Here is a 26,161-nt window from a genome sequence, read left to right as displayed (position 1 = left end):
GAGGTGCACATGACGAATTCTGGACTGATCCTACGATTGATCGAGGAGGCAGCCCAGGCATCTGACTGGCGCAGCAGCTGCGCGGACTCGGAACGCCTGCCGATCTTCAACCTCTGGGGACCAGTTATGTACCTAACCCCGGCCGGCGAAGTCGTCATAGATCACGAAGAGGACAGGCCGACTCGGCTGGCCGATCCAGCTGAGCGTGACTTCGCGCTCGCCCGAGCCGCTGAGAAGTATCCAGAACTCGCTCACTTGAAGCCGCCAATGCCACCGGCTGCGGCTACCTGCAACCTGTGCAGCGGACGTGGCCGGATAACCGTCTCTCAAGGGAAGATCTTGCCGTGGCAGGACGGAAGGGGATTCAAGTTGTTCTTCTACTGCCCGGAGTGCAACAGCCTTGGATGGACACTGGCCATCTGACGCCAGCCGTCTCGCCGCCGCCGTATGTAAGCAGCGGCCGGACGTGATCCCCACAAGTGGCGCCGAAACTCGGCGACACAAACCCAGACCCGAAACCAGTGGCGCTGAAAACCACTGACACCCGGCTCCCAAACTCGCTTACAAAACCACGCAGATTCGCCGCCGAGGGCGAACACTCGACGCCCCGAGTGGTCACGTCGCGTAACCCGTGGGCACCTGGGACGCCGGGCCGTTCGACAACGACGACGCCGCGGACTTCGCCGCTACCCTTGACGACGCGCCTGCGCACGTCCGCATCGAGATGATCGGCTCGGTCCTCGAACGCGTCGCCGACCCAGCCAGCGACGACTCCCGGCTCTCCGACGCCCCGCGAGCCGTCGCCGCTGCTGCCTGATCGCAGCCCAATACGCGGGCGGTGTCCCCGTCGACTCGGTCTACGGCCCGAGTACACCCATGCCGCAGCCCTCTTTTTGTTCTCTACAACGGAACGTCAACCTGATCTGCCACCGCGGTCACGACCGGAGCCGCGCAGCACAGGGCGCATATGGACCTTGGTCGTTACCGTGTCCGTCATGACATCAGACTTCGTCGTCGTACTGCGCGGCTACGACAAAGACCAGGTGGATCGGCTTCTCGCCCAGGCGGATACGGCTCTCTCCTCATCGGACGACGCGCTGCGCGCATCGGCGCGAGAGCTGCTGCAGAACACCGTCTTCGTGGTGGTCTTGCGCGGCTACGACCGTGGCCAGGTCGATGACGCCGTCCAGGATCGCCTGAAGGCGCTGGGATCGGCAACATCCGTAAACACGCCGCCGCATCCCCCCACGACATCCTCCTTCACCGTGGTGTTGCGTGGTTACGACATGACGCAGGTGGATGACGCTTTCGCGCAATTCGCCGCGGCAACGCGATCCGGCAACGCCATCACGCGCGCTGCGGCATGCGATGCGCTGCGGGCCAACGACTTCCGCGTACGGTTTCGAGGCTACGACCGCGGCCAAGTTGACCACGCTGTACAGAACGCAGCACAGCGACTGTCGTGACACGCGAATCCGCGACTTCTACCTCGAAGCCGCGGCCGCGAACCGTGCGGTCGTCTTCGCCGTCGATCAATAAGCCGTCAACGGCGTACCCGGTAGCGCAGGTGAAGCACCCTGTCGCCCTGAATCACCACGTCGGGATCCTCCAACAGGTGCTGCGCGTCGATCGACCCGAAGTAGCGTTTTCCGGACCCGAAGACGACGGGTACGACGTCCATGCGCACCTCGTCGACCAGACCCGCGGCAAGCACCTGGCCACCGACCTCGCCGGCGGCGACCTCGACCAGGCGGTCCCCCGCAAGTTCCTGCGCCGTGGCGACGGCTGCCTCGACGCTGTCGACGAAGTGGAACGGCGCCTCGGGGTCCCAGCCGTCGGGCGTCGGCCGGTGCGTCACGACGACCACGTGGTCGACCCCGCTCGGAGGCTTGCCGTCCCAGCCGTCGGTCAGGTCGAAGACGCGGCGGCCGCAGATCGTCACCCCGATCTGGTCCCAGTACGGCCGGGTGTAGTCGTAGGAGGTCTGCGACACCTTCACCACGCCGCTCTCGTCCAACGGGACGTCTCCGCTGGACAACCAGTCGAACAGCGGTCCGGGCTGGTCGTTCTCGTCCGCGACGAAGCCGTCCACCGACACCGAGCTGTACATGACCACCTTGCCCACGGGGCTCTCCTCTGCTTTGGGTCGCCCCTCAAATTAGCGTGCCGTGAACTGCCGTTCTTGTAAGAAATCAATCGGCCGGCAGCGGCCGGCCGAGATGGCCGGCCTGGTCGACGCCGCACACGACCGGGAAACCCGCGCGGTGGAATACTCGCCGGCTGACACCGCCTGGGCTTTCCTGCGATTACCCGGTGCGCCCGGCAGTGTTCTTGCAAGATCGATGCTGGGGCGTTTCGAAGGGCGGAGTGACGATGGCGGAACAGGTGTTGTTCAGTGGAACGGTCGGCGTCTCCTATGGCCAGGTCTATCTTGCGGGCGAGGAACCTCCCGGGATGGACGAGAGCTTCGCGGGGCAGGTGAACGGCCTTTGTGGCGCCGCAGTGCCCGGAAGCTTGTTCTTGGTGACCGGCATCAAAGAGGGCTCGGTACCGATGACCGTCGAACTGCATCCCAGCGAGCCACCGCTGTCTGATGCCTGGGAAGAGATCGTCGAGGTCTCCTTCGCCAACCCGTCTCCTCGGCCGGAGCTACAGGAGTGGGGTGGCGAAGGAAACCACCCGTTCCGGCTGGAGCCCGGCAGTTATCGCATTCGCTACTGCGCCCGCATGATGGATGAGGCCTGGGACGTCGAATCGAACTACGACGACGACCTGATCGATGCCTACCTTCTGCAATTCTGGCCCAGCCCGGCCGAACCCGACCGCATCATCCGGCAGACGAGTCGCTGCGCCGCGTATTGGCATCAGGCGAACCGGCAAGCCGAACCCAGCCCTGAACAGGCAGCGACGGAAACCGCCCAGCTGGCAGACGCGGAAGAGGAATGGCTGCTTCGCGTCTTCCAGGGCAGGGTTCCGAACCAGCGGCTACGTGCCGTCGCCTTGGCAGGCTACTCGCACAGCTTGAACGACATCGACATGGACTTGACATTCGCGCTCGCGGAAGCAGACGACGGCGTCCATCGGGCGGTCGCTGCCTGGGCCGCGTTGCGGGCCCTGGAGATTGCGCGGCTGACCGAGCTGCCTGAACTGGCGCCCTCGGTAGCAGCGATCCGACAGGGAGGCCGGGCCGTAGCCCCCTTCGACGGTACGGGTTATTGGTACGGGGCACTGACGAGCCCGATCCCAGAAACCCCCGTGCCGCCCCTGTCTCCCGTTCCCGCCGCTCATACTCCGGACGGGGAAGTACCAGAGGATCACACACAGATACGAGAGACCGCCGCGATCTATGCTTTGCTGGCAACAGGCGAAGCCGACTCCCTTGCCGCTGCCCTGTCCGCGGCCACAAGCGCGGCCGAGGCGTTCGGCGGCGATCTGTACCTACAGTTCCTGTCCGACCTACGACAGGCATTTCCTGAGCCGGGATCACGCCGGTGAGCGGCCCTTGAGGGCTACAGCATCTCGATGCGGCCGTTCTCCAGTCGGTAGATCGCGCCGACGATGTCGATGCGGCGGGTCATGAGCGCTTCCTTCAGGTGTGCGGCTTGCTTGAGAGCGGCCACGGTCCGGTGGATATGGCTGCGTGTGGCCTTGTCGAGGTTGTAGTCGACCGGCCTGGCCGCCGGTATTGCGGGGGTGATCTGATCGATCAGGAACTGGCGCCCACCGGCGGGCCGGCGTCCGGTGCGGACCGCCTCGTACGCGGCGGCCACCGCGCGGCAGTCGTCGTGGCCGAGCACGACCACCAGCGGCACCTGCAGCTCGGTCACCGCGAACTCGACCGAACCCAGCACGGCGCGATCCAGTACGTGGCCGGCGGAACGGGCCACACAGATCGCTCCGATGCCCTGCCCGAGCACCGTTTCCACCGCCACCCGGGCGTCGATGCAGCCGACGACGACCGCGAAAGGCTGCGCGTCGACGCCACCGTTGAAGGTGTCGCCGAGATGCGCGGCTCGTGCGGTGAATCGGGCGTTACCCGCGCGCAGGCGGGCCAGTGCCTCGACCGGGTTCGGCCGGCCGAGGTATCGCGCCGCCGGATGTAACGGGTTCGGCGCAGCTGTCGGATCGGAGAACAACCGTCCCGGTTCCACAGATGTGAGGATGACACGCCATCCAAAGGGTGGGAAGTCGGCCGCCACGGCATCGAGCCGGTTGCGACGATAAGGCCGTCGGCCCGGTATGGGCCGGTCCGGGTTGGTGGCCGGAACCGTCGAACGACCAGCAACTACGTTCCGCGTGTCCGGTTACCCCGTTCGATTGAACGTACAGTAGTCATCATGTCGATGATCGGCTATGCCTGTTTCGGCGCCCGTAGTCGGTGTCCTACTCGGGCGAACGAGACCTGCAGCAGCGAGGCTTGCGCTAACCGGCGGACCACACGGAACCAGCGCCTCGACCGTGGCGCTGCAGCATGATGGCCGCCGGTTCGGGATCGCTGCTACAGGTGTCGGAGATCCATCGTCTCGCGGTCGTCGGTGGAGAGGCCGTCATCGCCCGTACCACCGGTCACCGGCTGGGCCAGGTGTTGCTCCCCAGGTCCCGGTTCGCCGATGTCGAGGCCGTCGCCACTGCGACGCTGACCCTGGGCCCGGACGCCGGCGCCTTCTACGATCGGGGCTGGGCGCGCCGGGCGACCGGTCGGCCCCGGCCGGCACTGGACGATTACCGGCAGGCCATGGCCCTGTACCGGCAGGCCGGTGATCGGGCCGGCGAAGCCGCCACCCTCAACAACATCGGCCTCCTGTACAACGGGCTGGGCGACCGACGCCAGGCACTGGACCACTACCACCAGGCCCTACCTACATTCCGGGAAGTAGGCAACCGGTACGGAGAAGCCGCCACCCTCAACAACATCGGCCGCGTGTACAGCTGGCTGGGCGACCGGCGGCAAGCACTGGACCACTACCACCAGGCCCTGCCCACCTTCCGGGAGGTCGGCGACCGGGTCGGCGAAGCCGCCACCCTCATCAACATCGGCAGCGTGTACGACGGGCTGGGCGACCGGCGGCAAGCACTGGACCACTACCACCAGGCCCTACCTATATTCCGGGAGGTAGGTAGCCGGTCCGGCGAAGCCGCCACCCTCACCAGCATCGGCCGCGCGTACGACGGGCTGGGCGACCGGCGGCAAGCACTGGACCACTACCACCAGGCCCTGCCCACCTTCCGGGAGGTCGGCGACCGGGTCGGCGAAGCGATCACCCTCACCAGCATCGGCAGCGCGTACAACGGGGTGGGCGATTGGCGGCAGGCACTGGACTACTTCGAGCAGGCCCGGCCCGTCTTCAGGAAGGTCGGCGACCGGGCCGGCGAGGCGGTCACCCTCACCAATATCGGCAGCGCGTACCACGGGATGGGCGACCGGCCTCGGGCACTGGACTGCTTCGAGCAGGCCCTGCCCATCCTCCGGGAGGTCGGTGACCGAACCAGCGAAGCGGTCACCCGGTACAACATCGCGATGATCCACCGAGCCGACGGCGACCTCGCCTTGGCCGTCACCGAACTCGAACGCGCCGTGGACCTCGGTCGGCAGATCGAACACCCCGGCCTGGCCCGCAACATCGCCATGCTCGAGCAGGTACGCCGCGAACTGGCACAGACCCGTACCCAAGCCTGATCACACTGGTGCGGCCGCTAGAGGCCGAGTTGGACCGGCTGGTCCGGTATCCCCGCGGTGAGAAGGGCTGCCAAGGGTGTGGTGAGGTCGCGGGGCGAGAACAGCTCAGATCCCGAATAGCCGGCGATCTCCGAGAGGCGCCACCACCGGAACCCGGCCAGGTTCTCCTGCGCGGCGAGTTGGTCGTCGGTCCACTCACCGCGGGGCAGGAAGTGGCTCGTACGGATGAGGAAGTAGTCGTTGATGATTCCGCCGACGCCCGGCGCATGATCGGCGGCCAGGACTTCCTGGTGCCAGACGTGCGGTGGATCGGCGGTGACCGCCAGTCCGGTCTCCTCACGCAGTTCACGGCGCAGAGCCGTCAGCTGGTCCTCGCCGGGTTCGATGCCGCCGCCCGGGGCCGCCCAAACGACCTTCGCCTCCTCGGGCACCGCCGGGTGAGGAAAACGAACCGGCAGAGAAGGATCCGGTCGTCCTCATCGAGGAGGATCGCGCGGACGGCGCGGCGCGGATTCGGCGTCATGGCGTGTCGAATGTGGCGGCGAAGTGGATGATGGTCGGCACCGCCGCAGGCTATCAACCGCCCCCTTGCTCCACCTCAGTCCGCTGCGATCGTCGGCTGCGGCACAAGTGGGACGGGCGGAGCGCGCTGGCGGCCCAGCACGGCCCCAGCACCCGGTGAGCCGCATGAACCTCATCGACTCGGCCTCGCCCGTACCACCGTTCGAGCAGCTGCGCGCCCAGCTCGCCGGGCAGATTCAGGACCGCACGCTGGCCGTGGGCACCCGGCTGCCGACCATCCGCCGCCTGGCCGCGGACCTCGGCCTGGCGGTCAACACGGTCGGCCGGGCCTACCGGGACTGGAGGAGGCGGGGCTGATCGAGACCCGCGGCGCGGCCGGCTCGTTCGTGTCCGCGGCCGGTGAACAGGGACGCGAACGGGCCCGCCGCGCCGCCGCCGAGTACGCCGCCGAGTACGCCGCCGAGTACGCCGCCGTCATCGCCAGCCTCGGCATCGACACCACCGAGGCCGTCCGCATCGTCCAAGCGGCGCTGACCCAGAGCGTTCCAGAGGTCAGCTGAGCGCCGGAAGAACCTAGTCCGAGCCGTCATCGGGCGCCGCACTCGGCCCGGCGTCGAGGGCCGGAGCCGGTGGCGCCGTCCCGTGCCGGTCGCGATGCTCGGCTACCGCCTGGAGTGCGGTCGCCACTGCGCTCGCTATGGCCGCTGCGGGAGCCCCCGACGCCCCGGCCGAGGCCTGCACGGAGGTGGCCGCCGCTGAATCCTGCGTCGCGGATGGCGGCTTCGCGCCCGTCGTCCGCAGCGAAACCAGCCGGGAAAGCGCGTCGAACCAGAACGGCGTCCCCAGCATCACCAGCAGGGCGGTGGCCAGCCAGCCGGCGACGTGCGCCGTGGCCCACGCCGGGCTGGACCAATCGGTGCCGCTCTGCCAGCCGACGGGTATGCCGATTCCGGCCACGTCCTCCACGGCTTTCACGCTTTGGTCGATGAGGTCGTCCGGTGACGTGCTTTTCGCGGCGGCCTGCTCGGCGGCATCGAGCGCCGCCTGCCGGACCGACGGTTGTTGCCAGAGAATCTGCGCCAGGTGGAAGATCGACACGTTGCCGCCTACCGCCAGACCCAGGCCGACGGCGAACAGCGCACCGGTGGCCCACCGCTTGTAGGCGCCGCTGAGCCGGCTCATCGTTTCGTCGTACCAGTTCTCGATGGCCGCCTTCTTTTCGACGCTGAGCCCTTGACGGTCGGGCTTGAGGATGGCCATCTGGGCGTTCAGGCCCTTGGCCGGCGCCGCGGACGCCTTGTCGGTGAATTCGTCGATCGCATTCGCGAACGACTTCGCGGAGAGGTAGGCGGGGCCGGCATGGGTTCGGAACAGGCGCCGCCCGCGGGAGGACGCGATGGTCGCGCTCTGGTAGACAGTGGTGTTCTTGAACCTCTCCAGGGCGTCCTTCGCGTCCTTGTCGAAGGTGGTGCTGCCACTGAGCATCTGCCCGATCGTCTCTTCGAGGTCTCTGGCACGCTTTCGCAGAATCCGCGCGAGTCCCTCGACGATCGCTGAGGCGAGTGAGGAGAGGACGCAGAGCAGCAACGCGAGCCCGATCGCGGTCTCCAATGCCTGTGAGCCGAGCATCCGCGTTCCTTCCCTGGGCCGTGGGACGTCCTCGCGCGAAGTCGCCGAACCCGCTCGAGCATTCCCACGCTAGAAGGCGCGTGCTGACCGCCTGAATCGAATGCCCCACCGGTCGTCCCGGCGGGTGATCTTGCAGCCCGATGGTCCGCCAGGCAGGCCGGGGAAATCCCTTCGACATCCAGACAGTCCGAGAAGCGGCGGCCGACTTCACGTGGCACAGCCGGTGTTCAGCCGGGAGCCGATCGGCCGCCATGGCTTTGCGGAAGGCCGAGTAACGCCTCCAGGGTCGGCGACGCGTTGGGCCATGCCGTACGCGTTCTGCTCCATCGGAGCTCGCTCCTTCGGGTACGGGTGCCCCTGGGACGTCCTCAGCCTGCGCATCCCCATCAGCCGGAATGGCGTGCCGAAGATTGCTAACCCGTTTGAATATCCAGGTCGGCAGACAAGCGAGTTCCGCGCGCGCGGATTTGCCCCGGAACTGGAGGTAGAGAATCAGCTAAAGTTTGGTGACGCCCTGCCGATAGTTGCAGCCGACGGAAAGCATTATTTCCTGCTCGGCTCGAAGGAGTCTACGGTGAGAAAGATTCTGGTCACTGTCTCAACGGCGTTTATCGCCCTGGGACTCGTCGGCAGCCCAGCGGCCGCACAGGCCGCCACCCCTCACGCTACCGCTGCCGTCTCCTACTCGGCGGCCAAGGAGTCGGTCGCGCAAAAGAACGCCGCCCGCATGGCCGCCTCCTATCTCAAGTATTCCGCGTTCTCCCGCTCGGGACTCATCGAACAACTGAAGTACGAGGGTTTCAGCACCAAGCTTGCTACTTACGGAGTAGACGCGCAGCACGCCAACTGGAAGAAGCAGGCCGCCAAGATGGCAAAGAGTTATCTGAAATACTCCGCGTTCTCCCGGCAGGGCCTCATCGACCAGCTGAAGTACGAAGGGTTCACCACCGCGCAGGCAACGTACGGCGTGAATCAAGCCGGCCTCTGAACACCTTTTGGGCAAGGCTTGTGTCAGGTCGATCAAATACGCTTTCGAGGGATCGACTCAATTTCGGGCCGGTTCTCCGTTTCCGGAGACCGGCCCTGGACTGCTGCAACTCCGGTCGAGGCGGCGGGATTTCAACCCACGGCCCCTCCATCCCGAATGAGGTTCCTGTGGGCGCTGTGACCTGCCGCGCCGCATGAACTCTGAACGAGGTATCCGCGAGACGCCTCGCTTGCCTGCCTTCCTGAGAGTCGCGTTCGTCGTCGCCAAGAACTCTTCAAGCCCTCAGGTGGCTGACCGATCTGGTCACCGGTATTCATGAAGAGAAGGTGAAGAATGATGAGCGTTATCAAGACGGCCGTAGCGGCGGCTGCCGCAGCAGCCACCATGTTCTCCATGGCCGCATGCACCCCGAAGACGGACGACACCCCTGAGGCCGCAGGCAGTCCGATCACGGCGTCCGCTTCGGCGGAGGCGAGTCCGACCCAGAAGGCTCCGAGCCAGAAGTCCACGACGAAGAAGTCGCCGACCAAGAAGGCTTCGACGCCGTCGGCGGCATCGAAGGTCAAGGTTCCCAACGGTGTTGGAATGGATTATCAGTCAGCTCAGGACTTGTGGCGAGCGGCTGGGCTGCACGTTGCGCCCGCGACGGACGCCACCGGCGCGCATCGCCTCCCGCTCATAGATGCAAATTGGGTCGTCCTGGCGCAGGACCTCAAGGCCGGCAAGAAGGTTCCCTCGGATTCATTCATCACCGCGACGGTTAAGAAGTACTCGGACGATTAGCGCCCCAGCCATGATTGTGATCATGGTGGCGGCGGACGGACCTTTCGCGGGTGGCAGAGACTCGCCTATGTGCTCTTCGGCCACACCCAAGCGACCCGGGCGATGACCAGCAGAATCGCTATCTCGATCAGGGTCCCGGCGATGTAGTAGACCCAGCTCACCGATGAGAGTGGCCCCTGCGGTTACCACGTAGAACAGGCTGACGACGATGTTGGCGATCCGGTTGATCCGCGCCCGGGCGAGCAGCGAGACGGCGACCATCAACGCCGCGACCACGATGTACAGCGTCGTGAGCAGCAGAAACGTCTGGTCGATGGTGAACCCGGTGCCGGGCACCTCACCCGCGAGCACTCCGTTGATCACATCAGCGCGGTAGAAGCCGAAGATGTCGACGTAGGCGAACACGAACAGCGTGGTAATCCATAGGCCGCAGAGCACGACCCTGGTGTCGATCCCGTTCACGGATCGTCTCCTTCGTGTAGCGGTGGCGGTGGTGGTCCCAGTCTCGACCGCACCGGAGGCGTGACGCCCGAGTCCTGTGGCCGACGCCGTCCTGTTCCATCGGCCAGGGAAGCGGCTGGTCGGACGACGGGTTCGGCGGCAGCGCCCGATCGCTACCGTGACAAGCGTGTGGAACGCTGCGACGACGTTGCGAGCCGCCAGGCGGCGCGACTGGAGCCTCGCCGCACCGGTGCTGGCCGTGCTGGTGTTCGACGCCGCCTTCCGGGACCTGACCTGGCCTCCGGTGGCCGTCGCATTCGGATGTGGCCTGGCGCTCGCGACCCTGGTCCGGCGGACCTGTCCCCTGGCGGCGGTGGTGTTCGCTTTCGGAGGGTTCGCGGTCCTCGATCTCGCCGCGTACGTCGTGGGCACCGAACCCGTGGTCCTGAACAGCGGATGGGTGGTGCTCGTCCTGGCCTACTCCCTACTGCGCTGGCGTGCCGGCCGCGACGCGGTCATCGGGATGGCGGTCATCGCGGTAGGGCTGGCCGTCATCGTCAGCGTCGACTTCCCCGGGATCGCCGAGACGACCGCCGGGATCGCCATCGTGCTGTTGGCCGCCGCCCTCGGGGCGTCCATGCGCTACCGCAGCATCGCCCGCGAACAGTTGATCGTGCAGGCCAAGCTGCAGGAACGCGAACAGCTGGCGCGGGAGTTGCACGACACTGTGGCCCACCACGTCTCCGCGATCGCGATCCAGGCGCAGGCCGGCCTGTTCCTGGCCCGGTCATCGTCACTGAGCGGAGCGACCGAGGCCCTCGAAACCATCAACCGCGAGGCTGCCCGGACGCTCGCGGAGATGCGCACCATGGTCAGCGCACTGCGCGACCACCGGCAGCGGCCGCCTCTGCTCCCCCGGCACCGGATCGCCGACATCGAGGCTCTCGCCGCCGACAGCACCGAGGCGCTGAGCATCGGCGTCGAGCTGCACGGTGACCTGACGAACCTCCCGCCGGCCGTAGAGGGCGCGCTCTACCGGGTAACGCAGGAATCGATCACCAACGCTCAGCGTCACGCCCAGCAGGCGACCCGGGTCCGGGTCGAGGTGACCGGCAGCACCACCGACGTCCAGCTGACAGTCAGCGACGACGGCGCCGGTATCGCGTCCGCCGCCGGTCCGTCCGGATTCGGTCTGGTCGGCATGACCGAACGGATCGCGCTCCTGGGCGGCACGCTCACCGCCGGCCCGCATCCGGATCGCGGCTGGACCGTCCGGGCCGTCCTTCCCCGCCGGGGCGCCGCGACATGACCATCCGCGTCCTCATCGCCGACGACCAGGGCATCGTACGGGCGGGGCTGTCGACGATCCTCAACGGTCAGCCCGGCCTCGAGGTTGTCGGGCAGGCGGCTGACGGACGTACGGCCGTCGCGCTCGCCACGTTCGCCACCCGCGGCCCTGCCAGCACACCGGCCCAGCCCGTTGACGCCCTGACCGACCGGGAGGAAGACGTACTGGCTGAAGTCGCGCTCGGCAGGACGAACGCCGAGATCGCCCGTGACCTGCACATCAGCATGAGTACGGTCAAGTTCCATCTCACCGGTCTCATGACCAAACTCGGCGCCCGCAACCGCGTCGAACTCGCCATCTGGGCTTACCAGACCCACCGCGTCACGTGACGCCCGCCCCGGATGTCAGCCGACGCGTTGCACATCCGCGAGACCGGACACATGGCCGGTGGTCACCGCAGTCGTGCCACTCGTTCGTCCCAACCGGCGACGAGCTGCTCCGGCGGATACGGGGGTCCGCAGACCGGATCGATGTCGTCGACGCTACCCCTGCGCATTCCTCACCGGCAGCCAGGAACTCAGTCTTCGAACTCCTCGTCGTCCTCGTCGTCCGGGACCGTCTGCCACTCGCCCGGCAGCCGCTCCCGCACCGCCTGCACCGCTGCCGGTGTTCGGCCATGGACCGACAGCCACGTGTCTCCGTGGTTCCGCAGCAGCACATCAGGTCCGGCGAACCAGCGGACTCCTGGCCCGTCCATCCCGGCCCAGAAGGGGAAGACCGGCAGCGGAAGGCGCTCGAACACGGCAGTCACCAGCGCGTTCGCGGTGTCGTCCAGCTCCCGGTCGTCGAAGTGGTGTTCGTCCGCGGAGAGCATCGCCTCCGACATCACCATCTCGACGAGCGCCAGCGAGAGCCGGTCCGAGTAGGGAACCCAGCCGTCTCCGATGTTCAGCACGACCGGAGGGTCGTCCTGATGGATGACGTGGCCGGACACGCCCCACGACGCGCAGCCCTGGGCCTCCACCCGGAAAACCAGGACGCCATCGGAGTCGACCCGAAGGCTTTGCGGCGGCACCAGGCTGTCCTGAGTGGCGGTCAGGTCCCTCCGACGGCCGAACAACAGATAGGCCTCACGCAATGCGGCCGACAGCGTGAAGCCGATCCGGTCCTCGCCCACCTGTAGCAGGGCTGCGTCGACGCCATCTCCTTCGACCACCGGGTAGCCGAAGGCCGCGGTCATCGCCCGGACGAAATCCCACCCCCGGTGCCGATCGCCTGCACACAATTCGTCGAGACCGTCGAGCATGCCGATCACCATACCGACGCCAGCCGCTGCTCCCGGTTCGTCGACGGGCCGCCGAGGTCGAGGCGTGGTGCGCGCAACGAGCGACCTCCGCACCCGGCAGAGGAACTCGCTGTTGGTGACCAGGCAGCCAGATCTTGCCCTGCCGTTCACGCGCGGTGGATTCGTTTGCGGATGCGCGACGATCCGCATCGATGACTAGGATCCCGGGCGTGCCTATCATTGATCTTGACCATCATGCGCAGACCATGCCGAGCCGGCCGTCTCGGCGGCACCTGCCGGCCTTGATCGCACTGGCAGTCGGATCGCTGCTCTTCGGCCTCACCGGGGAACCGGAGGGCTCGGCGAGCCCTGTCGACGAGGCGGACGTGTGCTCCCCATTCTCGGCTCATGGCGGTTCGGACGGAGACGTCGTCATGGTGGACTCCGGAACCGGCGACATAGTGTGGATAGTCCACTGCCCGGCGTGATGAGGTCGACCGCCCCGAATCACCAATGCCGAACATCCGCTGTGGACCGCTCGAAAGCCACCTACCGGATCCTCATGGTTGCGGCTCCGCGTGCCGGTCGGTCAGGGTGAAGTAGAAGGTGGCACCCGCCCCCGGCGCACTGTCGGCCCAGATGCGGCCGCCGTGCCGGGACAGGACGCGGTGAACGATCGACAAACCGACGCCGTGGCCGGCGAAGTCGCTGGCAGCGTGCAGTCGCTGGAACGGCTGGAAGAGCCCGTCGACGTCGCCCATGCTGAAACCGGCACCGTTGTCGCGCACGAAGAAGACCTCTTCCCCGTCCAGTCGCGTGGCCCCGACCTCGATCCGGGCGTCCGGACGCCCGCCGGTGAATTTCCACGCGTTGGAGATCAGGTTGTTCAGGGCGAGCTGAATGAGGTGCGTGTCGCCCGTGCAGACCAGGCCGTCGGCGATCGACGCATTCACTTCGCGACGCGGGTCGGCGTCACGCAGGTCCGCCAGAGCCGCATGTGCCAGTCGACTGAGATCGACGCGCTCGCGGCGCAGTTCCGAACGCGTGACGCCGGAAAGGCGCAACAGGTCGTCGGTGAGTTGGGACATGCGCGCGGCGTTGTCGTGGATGCGGCGCAGGTAGCTCTGCGCCTCCTCGTCCAGCCGGTCGGTGTGGTCCTCGATCAGGATCTCGGCAAGGCCGGCCACTGATCCCAGCGGGCCCCGCAGGTCATGCGACACCGAGTATGCGAATGTATCAAGCTCATTGGTCAATACCTCGAGTTCTCGTACCCGCTGCTCCAACTCGGTGTTGAGCCTGCGTACCTCCTCCTCGGCTCGTTTGCGCTCGGTGATGTCGGTGGAGATGCCCGCGACGGCACAGGCGTGCCCCGCGCCGTCCATCAAGGGGACCTTGACCGTGATGTAGGTGTGCGGCCCGTCCGGTCCAGGGGCGGTCTCCTCCACCTGCACCGGGCCGCCGACCTGGAGCGCGAGCCGGTCATTGGCCCGGAAGGCATCGGCCACGTGCGGGGGAAACAGGTCGTGGTCGGTGAGCCCGACGATGTCTTCACGCCGAACACCGAACCGCCGCTCGTACTCGCGATTGATGAGCACGTACCGGCCGTCCTGGTCATGTATGTATATGACAGCCGATGTGTTGTCGATCAGCGCGAGCAACTGCTCTGTTCCGATCTGCGTATCGTGTGCTTGGCACTCGAGCGCCGCACCCGGATCGGACACGGAATCGGTTGCCATCATCCCCCCGGTCGAGTTCTGGTTGTCCATGCAGTGCGGGGGGATGACACCTGTCAACGCGGCGCCGGGCGTGAAGGCGTGTCGCCGGCGAGACAGCTTGTCGCCGGCGAGGACCCCCGTTCGTAACTTACCTCGCACCGAGGATCGGTGACCGTCGGAAGCGCAAGCCCCGTCCCCGCCTCACCCGGGACGGCGGCTGAGACAAACCCGATGAGACGGGAACATACTTCATGAGGTGGCACAAAGGTGTCCCGGCGTGGGCTCTACGGGCACGGTGACCGCACCCGTCCCGCAGAGCCCGGGGCCGCCTCGTCTACGACCGCTATAGCAGGTAGCTGCCGGTGCTGGCCGATCCCACGTTGGTGTTGCCCGAGGTCCACGCCCAGCCCGTCGCGTATGACGTCACGCCCGCGTCGTTGAGCATCGGCGTGTAGCAGGAGTAGCCGCCGAGGCTGGCAACCCATGTGAACGGATAGCAGCTCTGGTAGGCGTCGTCGCTGTTGCGGTAGACCTGGGTGAGCCCCTTGGAGGAGTAGTAGGCGATGGTCCGCCCCCATACGGTGCGGCAGGCTGTGCTGTATCGCAGTTGGACGACCCCTACCTTCACGCTGCCCACATAGATGGACGCCGAGCGGGGCGTGGTGGCGGTGTTGGCGCAGCCGGATGTCTCTGGACTCTGCCCGTCATACGGCGCGGCGTACGACGCGCCGGGAGTTGCAAAGAGTCCGGCTCCGGCAACGAACAGGACGATGAGAACGGAGCGCAGCAGTCGTGATCGGATCATCGATCCTCCATGTCTGGTCTGACTAGATCTGCTCCCCCCAAGGCTCTACCGCGCTACAAATCGACGCAAGTAAATTGCTTTGCCATTCTTGCATTTGATCTCGCCCGGCTTTCCGTACAACCCGGCACCCCGGCCTCGGCCCTTCGCAACGACTCTCGACGGCCGCTGACCAGCACTGTCAGAAAACTCGACCAGGAATTCCGCCTGTCAAGGAGCCCGAACCACAGCCGTCACCACCCCACCCCGAATCACCCAAGCCGGACATCCCGGTTCAGATTTCCGGAAGCTATCTGACAGCCAGAACAGACCCAATGGAACACGGACAGATTCCCCGAGACGGAACAAACGGCCTATCGCCGCGCGGTACGGGGCTGCCCCGGTTGCCATCGGATGGCAAGATCGTGCCCCGTGATCGATGATCGTGCGAAGGACCACCTGCACGGCCGGCTCAGGTCGAAACGTCAGTCGCCGGCCTGGAAACTGCTGGCGGCTCGCCGCATGCCGGGACTGCGCGCCGCGAGAAATTCTCATCCCGTGGAGGCATGCCCGTGAGGGCGGTCATCGTCGCGGCGGCGGTCGCGTTCGTCATCTCCCTGTTCGGCACGCCGGTCGCGATCCGGGTCTTCACCGCGCTCAAGGCCGGACAGCCGATCCGCTCCCTCGGGCTCGCTTCGAACGAGGGCAAGACGGGCACCCCTGCGATGGGTGGCGTCGTGTTCATCGTGGCGACCCTCTTCGCGTACGTCGCCGGCCACTTTGCGCTGACCACGCTGCCCGAGCGGCAGATCGCACAGGAGAAGCCGACCATGACGGCCCTCATCCTGTTGGGCCTGTTCGTCTTCTGCGGCGTGATCGGCTTCGTCGACGACTTCCTCAAGGTGCGCCAGCGCAACTCCGACGGCCTGTCCGCCAAGGGCAAACTGCTCGGCCAGGCGATCGTCGGCGGCGGGTTCGGCATCGCCGCCCTCTACACGGCGAGCACCAACGGCCAGACCGTGGCCAGCGAACACATCTCGCTCATCCGGGACATCAGCTGGCTGAACGTCGGCAAGGTCGGCTCGGTGATCGTGTTCGTCTTCGTGATCACGGCGATGTCGAACGGCGTGAACCTCACCGACGGCCTCGACGGCCTGGCCACCGGCGCGTCGACCCTGGTACTCGGCGCGTACGCGCTGATCGGGTACTGGCAATACCGGCACTGGTGCGCCGACGAAACGTACGCCCGCGCAAACGACTACTGCTACCAGGTTCGGGATCCCCTGGAGATCGCCATGATCGCGGCAGCGGCGGCCGGCGCATGCCTGGGTTTCCTGTGGTGGAACACGTCCCCAGCGCGGATCTTCATGGGCGACGTCGGCTCGCTCGGGCTCGGCGCCCTGATCGGCGGGCTCGCGGTAGCGACCCGCACCACGCTGCTGTCGATCCTGATCGGCGGGCTCTTCTTCATCATCACGGTCACCTGGGTGATCCAGATCGTCTCGTTCCGAACCACCGGTAGACGTGTCTTCCGGATGGTGCCGCTGCACCACCACTTCGAGCTGGCCGGGTGGAGCGAGGTCAACATCGTGGTCCGGTTCTGGACCGTGGCCGGCATCTGCGTCGCAGTCGGCTTGGGCCTGTTCTACTCGGACTTCTTGGCGGCTGTCGGATAGCGCCCGTGACACGCCCGGGTCGTACCTCAGGCGGTGATCTGCCGGCACCAGCCACGGTGCGGTAGCGGGCACCAGGGCGGACGATCTCGGCTCCGGTCGGCGTGACGAACAACGGCTGGGTCGGTGGCATGTCGCGCATCTGATGATGCTGAGCGAACAGCACCTTTCGGTCAACATCACCTCAATCAGCCTGCGTGCAGGCGAGAGCGCCAGCGATGAGGGCATGGGAAGGTCACCATGCCTATGCTGTCCGCCGTGCTCTCCTCGCTCCCCGGCCCGCAGCGGCTCGGCCGTGTCCGTGATCTGCTCGATGCCGGCGCCGACGACGTCCTGGCGCAGGAGTTGATCGCGCTCGGTACGGCGAACGAGGACTCGTGGCGCTACGACGATTCCATGGTGCTGCGCCACCTTGAAGCCCTGCCGGCCCGCCGCCGGCACGCCCTGATCATCGCCATCGGTGATCGCGCGAGCGCGCCGGCGGCTGTCTGCGAACTGCTGCGCGTGATCGCCCGCGACCTCGATCCGGACGAGATGCCCTGGCCGGCCGCCCGGCATCTGATCGGCGCGGCCAGTGCGCAAACGTCCGGTCTCGCCCGCGACCTCGACGTGCTGGCGGTGGTCGCCGAACGGGAGACCGGCACGGTGCCGCCGGGGCTGATCGCGGTGATGCGGCGTACCGTGCACTACCGCCACGACCCGACACTGCTGCTGCCCTGGATCGCGAAGGACGACGGCCTGCTCAACGCCGGTGAGCCGTGGGCGGAGACCGCCGATGCGGATCCCGAGGCGCGCCCGATGCTCGCGCACGCGCTGCGCGTGACGGGACCCCGCCCGCTGGTGCGGTGGAGCCGGGAGGCGCGCGAGCTCGACCTGCCCGCCGGGTGGCGGCTACGGATCCACCGCTGGTTCTCGCTGGTGCCGCAGCCCCGCACGATCGGCTTCCGACGGTTCGACTACATCGACGCCGATGAACATATCGACGCGTACAACGCGACGGTGCTGCGCGGGCTGCTGTTTCTACTCGCGGTCACCGAGCCCGTCCCGGGGGACGCGGAGGCGGTCGGCGCGCTGGCCGAGTACGCCGCGACGAAGGTACGTGGTCAGGGCGCGCGTGACATGGTCGTGGCCAACGCCGCGATCCTCACCCTGGAACTGATCGGTACGGAGGAAGCGCTCGACGAGCTGGTGCGGCTCCGGGGTGCGCGGTTGCAGCCGGGGATGATCAGTCGCGTGGTCAGGGCCACTTCTCGCTGCCGGGCGGCTCTCGGTCGCCCCTGATGCGAGCCACCCTGCCGACGAGCCGGCCGAGCAGGACATATGCCGGAGCGCTCTCGGGCACAACCGTGTTCATCGCGATTCCTCCGCTGGGTCTGACGTGCCGGAGGAGGTGGTGCGGATCGCGTCCCGGCAGCGTTCGAGCCTGCCGGCCAGGTCCTCGGGTAGTCCGCCGAGATCGGTCCGCTGGTGCAGGAGCTGGGTCCACAACACGGCACGACCCGACTCCAGCAGTTCACACGCCGTCCCGGGCGCGCCACCGGCGCCGGCGCTCGCGCGGCGTCGACCGCGACCCGGGTCGGGCCGCCGGCCAGTTGCCTTTCCTGGTCGGCGCGGGCGAGTCCCAGCCACGGAACGGTCGCCAGCAGCTCGACCGCCGTCCGGTAGGCGGCGACCGCGGCGGGCAGGCCGGTCGTCCTGGCCGTGACTTCCGCAAGTGAGACGGCTGCCAGAAGCCGGATGCCGGTCTGCGACAGCCGCTGGCCGACGATCGCCTCCCACGCGGTCATCGCCGCTCGAAGGTCGGCGACATCGCCGTCCAGCCGGAAACGTTTCTGCAGCGTACGGGCCAGATTGTTCAAACGTCCGCCGGCGTCGAGGGCGCCGGACGGTGTCACCTCGACGGCCTCCCGGAAGGAGTCGACGGCCTGGTTCAGGTCGTCGAGGACGCCGCCGGCGGCGAACCGGGACTCCAGCGCCAATCCCAGATTGTTCGCATGCTCCGCCCACTGTGGGTGGTCACGGGAGGTGGAATCGAGCAGTCGGCGGGCGATGGCCACCGCCTGTTCGAGGTCTTCGATCCGGCCGGTGGCGTCGAACCGGGCCCGGTGACAGAGACTCAGGTTGTTGAGGGTGCGCTTCGCGTTGTGATGTCCGGGCGGCAGCGCCTCGACCGCGTGGGAGGCCGCCACGATCGCCTCGTCCAGGTCCACGAGCTGATGGCTGAGATCGAACCGGACACGCAGGGCCAGGGCGAGATTCGACAGGTACGACCCCCGGTCGGGGTGTCGTTCGCCGGCGGCCGCGACGGCGCCGCGCCCGGTGGCGACGGCGTCGTCGATGTCCTGGAAGGCGTGCAGGCGGCGATGCCGGGCGCGCAGCGCCAGCCCGAGGCCGTTCAGCACCATGGCACGCATACCGTCGTCCTGGGCCTTCTCGGCGCCGCGCCGCCCCAGGGCGACCGCCTCGTGCAGGTCCGCGAGGTCTCCCTGGCGCTGATACCGCTGACGAAGAGCCTGGCAGAGGTTACCGAGCAGGACGGACACCTGTGGGCCCTGGTCACCGGCCATGGCGAGGGCCTGGCGGCCGCTGGCCACCGCCTCGTCGAGATCCGTCACGTCTCCGTTCTCCTGAAAACGGAGGCCGAGCAGGTAACAGAGATTCGCGTACGCGGACGGGTCGTCTTGCGCTTGAGCCGCCACCTCGCGGAGCAGTTGGACGGATTCCTCCAGAGCCTCCGTCGCGCCGGTCCGCTCGTATCGAAGGCGTAGCCACCCCGCCACATCAACGGTGTTGCTCAGATAGCTGGGCCCCACCGCTCGATCACGCAGTCGCCGTGTCGCGTGGATCAGGTCCTGAAGGGCGCCGTCGGCGGGCTCGGCCGCGAATCGCGCTTCGAGCATGATGACGAGGCATTCGAGGATTCCTCCGAGCCGGGCATCGTCGTCCGGCATGCTTCCGGCGAGTGCCCGGCCCAGATGGGCGGCATACGCCAGATCCGCCGGATCGTCGATGCCGCGGAGCGCCGTCAGCGTCCGATCGTCGTGCACACCGCCGAGCATCATGTGCATCTCGGCCGGGACGCGGTCGGCATCGAACCGGCCCAGCACCATCCCCAGACTGATCACCACGGCGATGTCGTGCGGCCGGCCGGCCGTCTCCTGATGGGCCCGGCACCAGTGAAGGGCCAGAATCGCGACAGCGGCGTCCACCAGGTGGGCCGGATCGCATTCCCGGGCTTCGTGCCAGAGCCGTTCGGCGACCGCGAGGGCCTCCGCGCTCAGCACACCGCCGGGATCGCCGGCCTCCCACCGGGATCGCCGCTGGTCGAGGTCGTCGATCAGGTCGGTCTGCGGCATCCCAGCATCGTTCACCGGTCGCCCGTACCGGTCCAGTAAAATCCCCTCGAGGGACGTTTGATCAGCGTTGGCCGATGCCCGTTCGGCCGTAACCCCGGCCCTGGGGGCCACCTAGGGTGAGGGTGCCGGTCGTCCGACCCAGGGGGCGAAAATGAGCGCCGAACCCTTGCCGATCCTTGAGGACGCCTATCTTGCCGGGCCGGCCGCGACGCTGGCGGAGATGGACGGCGCGGACGATGTGGTGGTGGCCGCGGCCATCGAGGAGCGGATGACCGGGTACGGGCTGGCCGTCCCCGGCGCTCGCGGTCCGGGTGGGCTGCAACGGCTGCTGGACCGGTTGCGGGGCCGTGTGCTGCGTGCGGATCTCGGTGTGCATCCGGCGGAGGTGCCGTGGCTGCGGTTCCATGTGCCGCCCGGCGGTAGCGCTCAGCTGGTCCTGGAACGGCAGGTCGAACGCAAGGGCGGGGTGACGCTGAAGTTCATGGGGCTGGGCTCCGGGTCGGGACGCAGTGTCACGCTCGGCGCCGAGCAGGATTTCGGGGACCGGGCGGACTGTTTCACGCTCGGGGCGAAGCTCGATGTACGGCTGCGGGTCTACGCCGACGACGGCCGGGACAGCGTTCAGGTGGATGTCGAGCGGGTGGTCGGCACGTCGCTGGCGTCGCGGGTGCCGTGCGGGTTCTGTTTCCGGGCGCCGGAGCCGGGTCCGCAGCCGCGCAAGCTGGACCGGGAGTGGGATCTGGAGGACGACCCGCACGGTCTGACCGAGACGCTGACTCACGAGACCTTGAACGCGTCGGATCTGGAGATCGGCCTGGAGATCCCGGGTGTGGATCTCGGTGGGTTGACGCCGGGGCTGACGTGCAGCCGGTCGGTGACGAGTACCTGCACCGCCACTTACCGGTTTCCGGGGAACGCGTGCTTCCGCGCGTACACGGAGATCTTGCCTGGTCTTGATCTGCCTTTCTGGGGTCGATCGTGATGTCCGCGCTGCGGATTCTGATCGACCGTTACTGTGCGCAGACCGATGCCATCGATCCCGGTCAGCGGATCGAGCAGTTCGCCGACCGTGCGGAGTACGAGCCGCAGGACGCGTGGCTGGCCTGGTTGGAGGCGAAGCGGGCGGAGCGGGCCACGCGGCCGGAGCTGGCGTCGGCATGGGTGCGGCTGGCCGGGCGGTGTCTGCGGGAGCATCCGGATCCGATCTGTGACCTGGAGCTGGTGACGCTCGACGCGCAGGTGCACAACTGGCTGGACGAGCCGCGTGAGGCCATCGGGTTCGCTGACGAGGCGTGGCGACGGTGGCTGGAGTTCGCCGGTGCGCCGTTGACGGAGGACGTCGTACCGTCGATGCGGTTGCTTCTGGATGTTCTGTCGCGGCCGCACGAGCCGCCGGAGTTGAGTGACGCCGACCTGTACGTGTCGTGGATGAGTGACCGGCTGGCGCCCGAGTTCGAGCAGAGCGCCCGCCTGGCGATGTCGCTGTACGGGGATCTGCACGCGGTCGCCGAGGCGCAGGCGGTCGCCGACGCGCACGCGGCCTGGGCCGAGCGTTGGCTGCCCCACGAAGAACAGCTGGCGGCGGTGCTGGGCGCGATGGCGTTGACGCTCGGGGACGTGTACGCCCGCTGCGGGGACGCTTCGCGTGCCCTGACCGTGTTCGGTGACGCCCTGGACCGGATCGGGAAGTCGCCGCTACCGGGTGGGGAGCTGACGGCGGCGCAGTTGCGGTTCAACCGGGCCAATCAGCTGGCCCGGTTGCGCCGGTGGGCGGAGGCGGAGGCCGGGTACGCGGCGGCGTCCGGGGAGTTGTCGCGTCTCGGTGAGCGGGAGGCGGTGCTGCGGGTCCGGTATGCGGTGGCGCATCTCCGTCATCTGCGAGGCACGCTGGATCCGCGGTTGGACGAGCTGGCCGAGCCGGCCGCCGACTACGAGGACGAGCTGCGGGCCGCCGACAGCGCGCCGGACGAGATCAACGCGCGGCAGGGGCTGGATCGCGTCTACCGGCTGTGGTGCCGGGTTCTGGCGGACCGCTTCGAGGCTCGGAACGCGCGTGACGTACAGATGTTTCTGCTTCTGATCTTTGCTTTGAAGGAGGAGGAAGGCAAGATCGCCGGGCTGTGGCGGCGGCTGGCCGATCATCCGGACGCGACGGTGCTGTCGGAGATCAGTGTGCTGGTGGACCGGATCCGGGCCCGGCCGGGGAGCGTGCTGCTGATTCTGGAGCAGGCGGCCGACGCATTGCTGATCGTCACGTTCGCGGGCGGTGACGGGCCATGGCATGAGCGGGTGCAGGTCGCGACGGTGGACCGGGCCGGGGTCACCCCGTTCGAGGATCTCATCCGGGCGGCGGAGGGCATGGCGAGTGCGCTCTCCGATCGGGTGCTGCCGGTGGTCGCCGCGGCGGACGACGCGTTCGTGGATGTCTGCCGGCGGGCGTGGACGGCGCTGCCCGAGCGGGTGCGGGCGGATCTCGCGGCGGCTGACACGGTGTTGCTCAACGTCGACTTCCAGACCGATTTGGATCTGTTCCCGGTGGAGTTGCTGCACGACGGCGTCACCTATCTGGGGTTGCGGGCGTGTGTGGTGCAGGCGCCGTCGCTGCGGGACATGAACGCCCTGCTCGGGGAGAACGAGGTGAACGCGGCGGCGACCGGATCGGCGGTGATCGTGCGCGCGGACGACGAGTTGCCGCACGCCGACGAGGAGGTCGTGGTGGTCGAGGGCGCCGTGGAGGCGCTCGGGGCGCGGCCGCGGCGGCTGGCCTCACCGGATCGGCGGGAGCTGCTGGACACTCTCGATGGTGGCGCTGACCTGCTGCATTACGTGGGGCACGGGCTCGCGGACAAGGTCGGTGAGGAGTTGCCGCTCGGGCCGGGCCGGTCGGTCAGCGCCCGCGACATCGCGGCGTTGCGCGGGGCGCCCGCACCGGTGACCGTGTTGAGCGCCTGCCTGACCGGGCGGGGGCGGCAGTTGCGGACCGGTGAACAGCAGGGTTTCGCCACCACGCTGCTGCGGGCCGGGGCGCCGGCGGTGCTGGCGGCCAAGTATCTGCTGCCAGATCACATCACCCAGGCGTTCTGGTCGTATCTGTACTACTTCGCCGGGGAGTCGCCGGTGGAGCGGGCCGCCCTGCAGACCCGTCAGGCTCTGGCAGCGAAAGGTCACCATCCGGCGGCGTGGTCATGCTTCGTGCTGTTCGGGCGGCCCGGCGTGTCGATCCGGGCGCCGCACCGGCAGGCGGCGCGAACCTGGACGTCGCACGTGTTCCGATATCTGGCGACCGGCACGGCGGCCGCGTTCGATCAGGCACGGGCGGCGCTGGGTCGCGACGACCGATTGACCGTCGCCCAGCGTGACCACCTCGACGCCGACCTGGTGGCGTTGCGTGACGGTGACGGGGACCGGTTCGACGGTGACACGGTGGACGGCCTCGACCAGTACGCGGAGGCGATGATCGCGGCGGCGGTGGTGCACGCGTTCGGGGTGCTGCGGACCGGTGACGGCCGCCCGGAGCAGGACGTGCACGCGGCGATGGGGACGCTGGTCGCCACCGAGCCACTGCTGTGCGACACGTATCTGCTGCTCGCGGGCATCCGGGAGATCGACCGGCGGCTGACGACCTACATCTGTCAGGAGGGCCGGGGCAGGCTTCTCGGTGCGGCGCGGCGTCTGCGGTGGCTGAGCGCCGACGAAGACCTCGAGATGGTACGGGACGCGATCGGTGAGATGGCCGAACGCGTTCGTGGGTCGCTCTTCTTCGACGTCGGCTCGGTGGCCGGCGTGGACGCGCAGACGTACCGCGACGCGGACGCCGGCGACCGGCAGGCGCAGAAACGCATGCTGCACAGCCTGCTGGTGCGGCGGGCCGATCCGCGGGCGCTACTCAGCGGGGACTGGACACGGTGGCTGCTGCGGACCATCGGCGCGGGCACTCATCAGGCGATGGCGGACGCGGCCGGCGCCATCGACCAGGCCGGCCGGGACCTCCGGATCACCCCGGAGCGGCAGCGGGCGCTGGTCACGCTGATCGAGCAGTTCAGCGGGCCGGGCGAGGTCGACCCGGGCACCGCGGCCGCCGTGACCGCCGCGTTCGACGGCACCGCGGAGGCCCGGGTCATCGACCTGTTCCTGCGGTTCGACACGGTGACCAGCGGCGAGACCGAGGTCAGCCCGGACGAGCTGCGGGAGGCCGCCGGCATCGCCGACGAGCTGGGCGCGGCCGGTGCCGCCGCCTACTTCCGCGCGGTATGGGCGCAGCGGGCCGCGACCGGTGACGGCCTGCCGTTCGCCGCCCTCGGTGAGGCCCGTACGGCGCTGGCGGCCTACACGTCGCTGGTCGCCACCGACGCCGCCTACCGCAAGAAGCGGGCGATGACCGCGCTGCTGGTCGCCCAACTGGCCGCGGCGACCGGGGACGGTGACCTCGCCGCCGAGGCCGTCCGCATCGGGGTCGCCGACGTCGACGCGGGTTCGGTCTCCTCCGCCGTCAACGTACTGGTCATGCAGGGTGACGTCGCCGGGGCGCGGGCCCTGGCGGAGAAGGTCGGCGGCCGGCAGCCGGTAGGCCCGGCGCCGGTCTTCCCCGACGACCCGGAGGCGATCAGCGAGCAGGGTTCGCAACGGATGCACGACGGCGACCTGGCGGGAGCCGTGGAGTGGCTGAGCGAGGCCCGCCGCCGTTTCGAGGCGTCCGGCCACCCGGAACGGTGCTGTGGGCTGCTCGGTGATCTCGCGGTGGTGCTGCGCCGGCTCGGGAACCGGGCGGCGGCGGTGCGCACGTATCAGGAGGCGATCGCGTTATGCGGTCGTGTCGGTGACCACGCCAACCTCAGCCGGTGGTCGCAGAACCTCGCTCTTCTGTACGTCGAGAGCGGCGCCCGCGACGACGCCCGCACCCTGCTGGAGCAGGGCCGGCAGGCCGCCGAACGCAGCGGGAACAGCTATCAGGTGTCGGCGGCGCTGGGCAATCTCGGTCAGTTCCACGCCGAGGGGCAGGAGTATGCGGAGGCGGCCGGATACCTCGACGAGGCGATCGCGCTCGCCGGCGCCCCGCAGCTGGCCGCGATCTTGCGGCGTAACCGTGCGGAAGTGACCCGCCGGTGGGTGGGGGCGCTGGCCGACGAAGGTGATGTCACGAGCGCCGAGCGGGTCCTGGCGTCGGCCGACGAGCGGGTGGCGCCGACCGACGATGACGAGACGCGACAGGTGCTGGCGTGGGCGTGGCTGCGGCTGGCCGCCGCGCAGAGCGAACACCATCGGGCGGATCAGGCAGCCGAGTCGGCGGGGCGGGCGGCGGCGCTGTTCGCCGAGGCCGGTGATCAGGAGTCGGCGGATCTGGCCCGGCAGGCGGGCGATGAGGTGCGGTCGCGGGTGCGTCTGGTGGCCGGGGACGCCGGCGATCCGGAAGCGGTACGGCAGCGTGTCACGGCCGCGGTCACCGAGGGTGATGTGGAGGCGGAGCTTGATGCCCGTACCGAGCTTGCTTTGACGTTGTTGCCCTCCGGGTCGCCGGAGGCGCGGGAGGCGCTGGATGTCGCGCTCGCTCTGGCGGGCCGGGCGGGCAGCCGCCGGCACGAGTTGAACCTGACCGTGAACGCCGCGCCGTATCTGCTCACCGGCGGGGACGCCCACAGTGCTCTCGCGGTGGCCCGGCGGGCGTCGCAGCTCGCCGGTTCGGAGCCGAACGTGTTCGGGGTCGTCGCTGTTCTGCATCTGGCGCAAGTGTTCGACGAGGGGTTCGGGGAGCAGTGGAAGGCGCTCGAGCTGTATCGGCGCGCCTGCCGGGCGCTGGCGACCCTGTCGGCGACCGATGCCGGGCAGGTGGTGCGGGCGGAGGAGGCTTCGCTGTTGCGCGGGGCGCAGTTGGCGATGCTGCTCGGTGATGCCGGGGAGGCGTTGCGGATGTGGGCGGTGTGGGATCCGGAGGCCGCCGCGGCCGCCACCGATCCCGGAGGCGGCCAGGAACGCTCGTGGGAACGCGGCGACCCGGATGAATCGCGGGGAGTTCGCTGAGCCGCCCG

The 26,161-nt window shown here is 68.3% G+C and carries 22 protein-coding genes; 13 read left to right on the top strand and 9 right to left on the bottom strand.

The features are described 5' to 3' along the window. Positions 1 to 631: 631 nt before the first annotated feature. Positions 632 to 817: a DUF4259 domain-containing protein gene (locus BJ964_RS30765; RefSeq protein ID WP_188123939.1), complete on the top strand. Its 186-nt coding sequence runs from the start codon at positions 632 to 634 to the stop codon at positions 815 to 817. Between the two features lie 178 nt (positions 818 to 995). Then, the gene (locus BJ964_RS30760; RefSeq protein ID WP_188123938.1) at positions 996 to 1,466 is read left to right on the top strand and encodes a hypothetical protein; all 471 of its coding nucleotides are present in this window, start codon (positions 996 to 998) and stop codon (positions 1,464 to 1,466) included. 77 nt (positions 1,467 to 1,543) lie between these two features. Here BJ964_RS30760 and BJ964_RS30755 read toward each other — a convergent pair whose 3' ends face one another. Beyond that, a complete protein-coding gene (locus BJ964_RS30755) occupies positions 1,544 to 2,125 on the bottom strand; it encodes a dihydrofolate reductase family protein (protein ID WP_188123937.1) in 582 nt (193 codons plus the stop codon). A 248-nt stretch (positions 2,126 to 2,373) separates the two neighbouring features. Here BJ964_RS30755 and BJ964_RS30750 point away from each other — a divergent pair, with 248 nt between their 5' ends. Continuing rightward, the gene (locus tag BJ964_RS30750) at positions 2,374 to 3,495 is read left to right on the top strand and encodes a hypothetical protein (RefSeq protein ID WP_188123936.1); all 1,122 of its coding nucleotides are present in this window, start codon (positions 2,374 to 2,376) and stop codon (positions 3,493 to 3,495) included. Positions 3,496 to 3,509: 14 nt separating this feature from the next. Here the strand turns inward: BJ964_RS30750 and BJ964_RS30745 are convergent, their stop codons facing one another. Beyond that, positions 3,510 to 4,199, bottom strand: coding sequence for a carbonic anhydrase (locus tag BJ964_RS30745; RefSeq protein ID WP_188123935.1), 690 nt, complete (start codon positions 4,197 to 4,199; stop codon positions 3,510 to 3,512). A 305-nt stretch (positions 4,200 to 4,504) separates the two neighbouring features. Between BJ964_RS30745 and BJ964_RS30740 the strand changes: the two genes are divergently transcribed. Then, on the top strand, positions 4,505 to 5,677 hold the full coding sequence (locus BJ964_RS30740) for a tetratricopeptide repeat protein (protein WP_229807205.1): 1,173 nt from the start codon (positions 4,505 to 4,507) through the stop codon (positions 5,675 to 5,677). Positions 5,678 to 5,694: 17 nt separating this feature from the next. Here the strand turns inward: BJ964_RS30740 and BJ964_RS30735 are convergent, their stop codons facing one another. Continuing rightward, positions 5,695 to 6,108, bottom strand: coding sequence for an NUDIX domain-containing protein (locus tag BJ964_RS30735; RefSeq protein ID WP_203832865.1), 414 nt, complete (start codon positions 6,106 to 6,108; stop codon positions 5,695 to 5,697). 256 nt (positions 6,109 to 6,364) lie between these two features. On the opposite strand from BJ964_RS30735, the gene BJ964_RS48315 reads away from it, so the two are divergent. After that, on the top strand, positions 6,365 to 6,556 hold the full coding sequence (locus BJ964_RS48315; RefSeq protein ID WP_229807206.1) for a GntR family transcriptional regulator: 192 nt from the start codon (positions 6,365 to 6,367) through the stop codon (positions 6,554 to 6,556). A 29-nt stretch (positions 6,557 to 6,585) separates the two neighbouring features. Then, positions 6,586 to 6,759 (top strand): hypothetical protein, encoded by a 174-nt coding sequence (locus tag BJ964_RS48310; RefSeq protein WP_229807207.1) that lies wholly within the window; start codon positions 6,586 to 6,588, stop codon positions 6,757 to 6,759. Positions 6,760 to 6,772: 13 nt separating this feature from the next. On the opposite strand, the gene BJ964_RS30725 is transcribed toward BJ964_RS48310, so the two are convergent. Next, positions 6,773 to 7,828, bottom strand: a complete 1,056-nt coding sequence (locus BJ964_RS30725) for a hypothetical protein (RefSeq protein ID WP_188123933.1) — start codon at positions 7,826 to 7,828, stop codon at positions 6,773 to 6,775. Positions 7,829 to 8,132: 304 nt separating this feature from the next. On the opposite strand from BJ964_RS30725, the gene BJ964_RS30720 reads away from it, so the two are divergent. Both BJ964_RS30720 and BJ964_RS30715 read left to right on the top strand, forming a co-directional pair. Continuing rightward, entirely contained in the window at positions 8,133 to 8,816 is a 684-nt protein-coding gene (locus BJ964_RS30720) for an Ltp family lipoprotein (protein ID WP_188123932.1), read from the top strand. A 336-nt stretch (positions 8,817 to 9,152) separates the two neighbouring features. Continuing rightward, positions 9,153 to 9,599, top strand: a complete 447-nt coding sequence (locus tag BJ964_RS30715) for a PASTA domain-containing protein (protein WP_188123931.1) — start codon at positions 9,153 to 9,155, stop codon at positions 9,597 to 9,599. On the opposite strand, the gene BJ964_RS30710 is transcribed toward BJ964_RS30715, so the two are convergent. Beyond that, positions 9,558 to 10,061: a DUF6326 family protein gene (locus BJ964_RS30710; RefSeq protein WP_188123930.1), complete on the bottom strand. Its 504-nt coding sequence runs from the start codon at positions 10,059 to 10,061 to the stop codon at positions 9,558 to 9,560. The two genes, BJ964_RS30715 and BJ964_RS30710, sit on opposite strands and share 42 nt — an antisense overlap. A 166-nt stretch (positions 10,062 to 10,227) precedes the next feature. Between BJ964_RS30710 and BJ964_RS49225 the strand changes: the two genes are divergently transcribed. Together BJ964_RS49225 and BJ964_RS30700 are read left to right on the top strand one after the other, a co-directional pair. Next, on the top strand, positions 10,228 to 11,349 hold the full coding sequence (locus BJ964_RS49225; RefSeq protein WP_188123929.1) for a sensor histidine kinase: 1,122 nt from the start codon (positions 10,228 to 10,230) through the stop codon (positions 11,347 to 11,349). Next, a complete protein-coding gene (locus BJ964_RS30700) occupies positions 11,346 to 11,717 on the top strand; it encodes a response regulator transcription factor (protein WP_188123928.1) in 372 nt (123 codons plus the stop codon). Before BJ964_RS49225 ends, BJ964_RS30700 begins: the two co-directional genes overlap by 4 nt. Positions 11,718 to 11,905: 188 nt before the next feature. Here the strand turns inward: BJ964_RS30700 and BJ964_RS30695 are convergent, their stop codons facing one another. From BJ964_RS30695 to BJ964_RS30685, 3 genes are all read right to left on the bottom strand, one after another. Next, positions 11,906 to 12,823: an SMI1/KNR4 family protein gene (locus BJ964_RS30695; protein ID WP_188123927.1), complete on the bottom strand. Its 918-nt coding sequence runs from the start codon at positions 12,821 to 12,823 to the stop codon at positions 11,906 to 11,908. A 350-nt stretch (positions 12,824 to 13,173) separates the two neighbouring features. Further along, the gene (locus BJ964_RS30690) at positions 13,174 to 14,379 is read right to left on the bottom strand and encodes a sensor histidine kinase (protein WP_188123926.1); all 1,206 of its coding nucleotides are present in this window, start codon (positions 14,377 to 14,379) and stop codon (positions 13,174 to 13,176) included. 292 nt (positions 14,380 to 14,671) lie between these two features. Beyond that, positions 14,672 to 15,133: a DUF2690 domain-containing protein gene (locus BJ964_RS30685; protein ID WP_188123925.1), complete on the bottom strand. Its 462-nt coding sequence runs from the start codon at positions 15,131 to 15,133 to the stop codon at positions 14,672 to 14,674. Between the two features lie 548 nt (positions 15,134 to 15,681). On the opposite strand from BJ964_RS30685, the gene mraY reads away from it, so the two are divergent. Next, complete coding sequence (gene mraY, locus BJ964_RS30680) at positions 15,682 to 16,785, top strand: phospho-N-acetylmuramoyl-pentapeptide-transferase (RefSeq protein ID WP_188127266.1); 1,104 nt, start codon at positions 15,682 to 15,684, stop codon at positions 16,783 to 16,785. A gap of 1,100 nt (positions 16,786 to 17,885) precedes the next feature. Here mraY and BJ964_RS49220 read toward each other — a convergent pair. Then, positions 17,886 to 20,249: a tetratricopeptide repeat protein gene (locus BJ964_RS49220; RefSeq protein WP_188123924.1), complete on the bottom strand. Its 2,364-nt coding sequence runs from the start codon at positions 20,247 to 20,249 to the stop codon at positions 17,886 to 17,888. A 40-nt stretch (positions 20,250 to 20,289) separates the two neighbouring features. Here BJ964_RS49220 and BJ964_RS30670 point away from each other — a divergent pair, with 40 nt between their 5' ends. Together BJ964_RS30670 and BJ964_RS30665 are read left to right on the top strand one after the other, a co-directional pair. Next, on the top strand, positions 20,290 to 21,120 hold the full coding sequence (locus BJ964_RS30670; RefSeq protein WP_188123923.1) for a hypothetical protein: 831 nt from the start codon (positions 20,290 to 20,292) through the stop codon (positions 21,118 to 21,120). Continuing rightward, complete coding sequence (locus BJ964_RS30665; RefSeq protein WP_188123922.1) at positions 21,120 to 26,153, top strand: CHAT domain-containing protein; 5,034 nt, start codon at positions 21,120 to 21,122, stop codon at positions 26,151 to 26,153. Before BJ964_RS30670 ends, BJ964_RS30665 begins: the two co-directional genes overlap by 1 nt. Positions 26,154 to 26,161: the final 8 nt, after the last annotated feature.

It is taken from the genome of Actinoplanes lobatus, assembly GCF_014205215.1.
Taxonomy (GTDB): domain Bacteria; phylum Actinomycetota; class Actinomycetes; order Mycobacteriales; family Micromonosporaceae; genus Actinoplanes; species Actinoplanes lobatus.
This window is presented reverse-complemented; position numbering and strand designations above follow the sequence as displayed.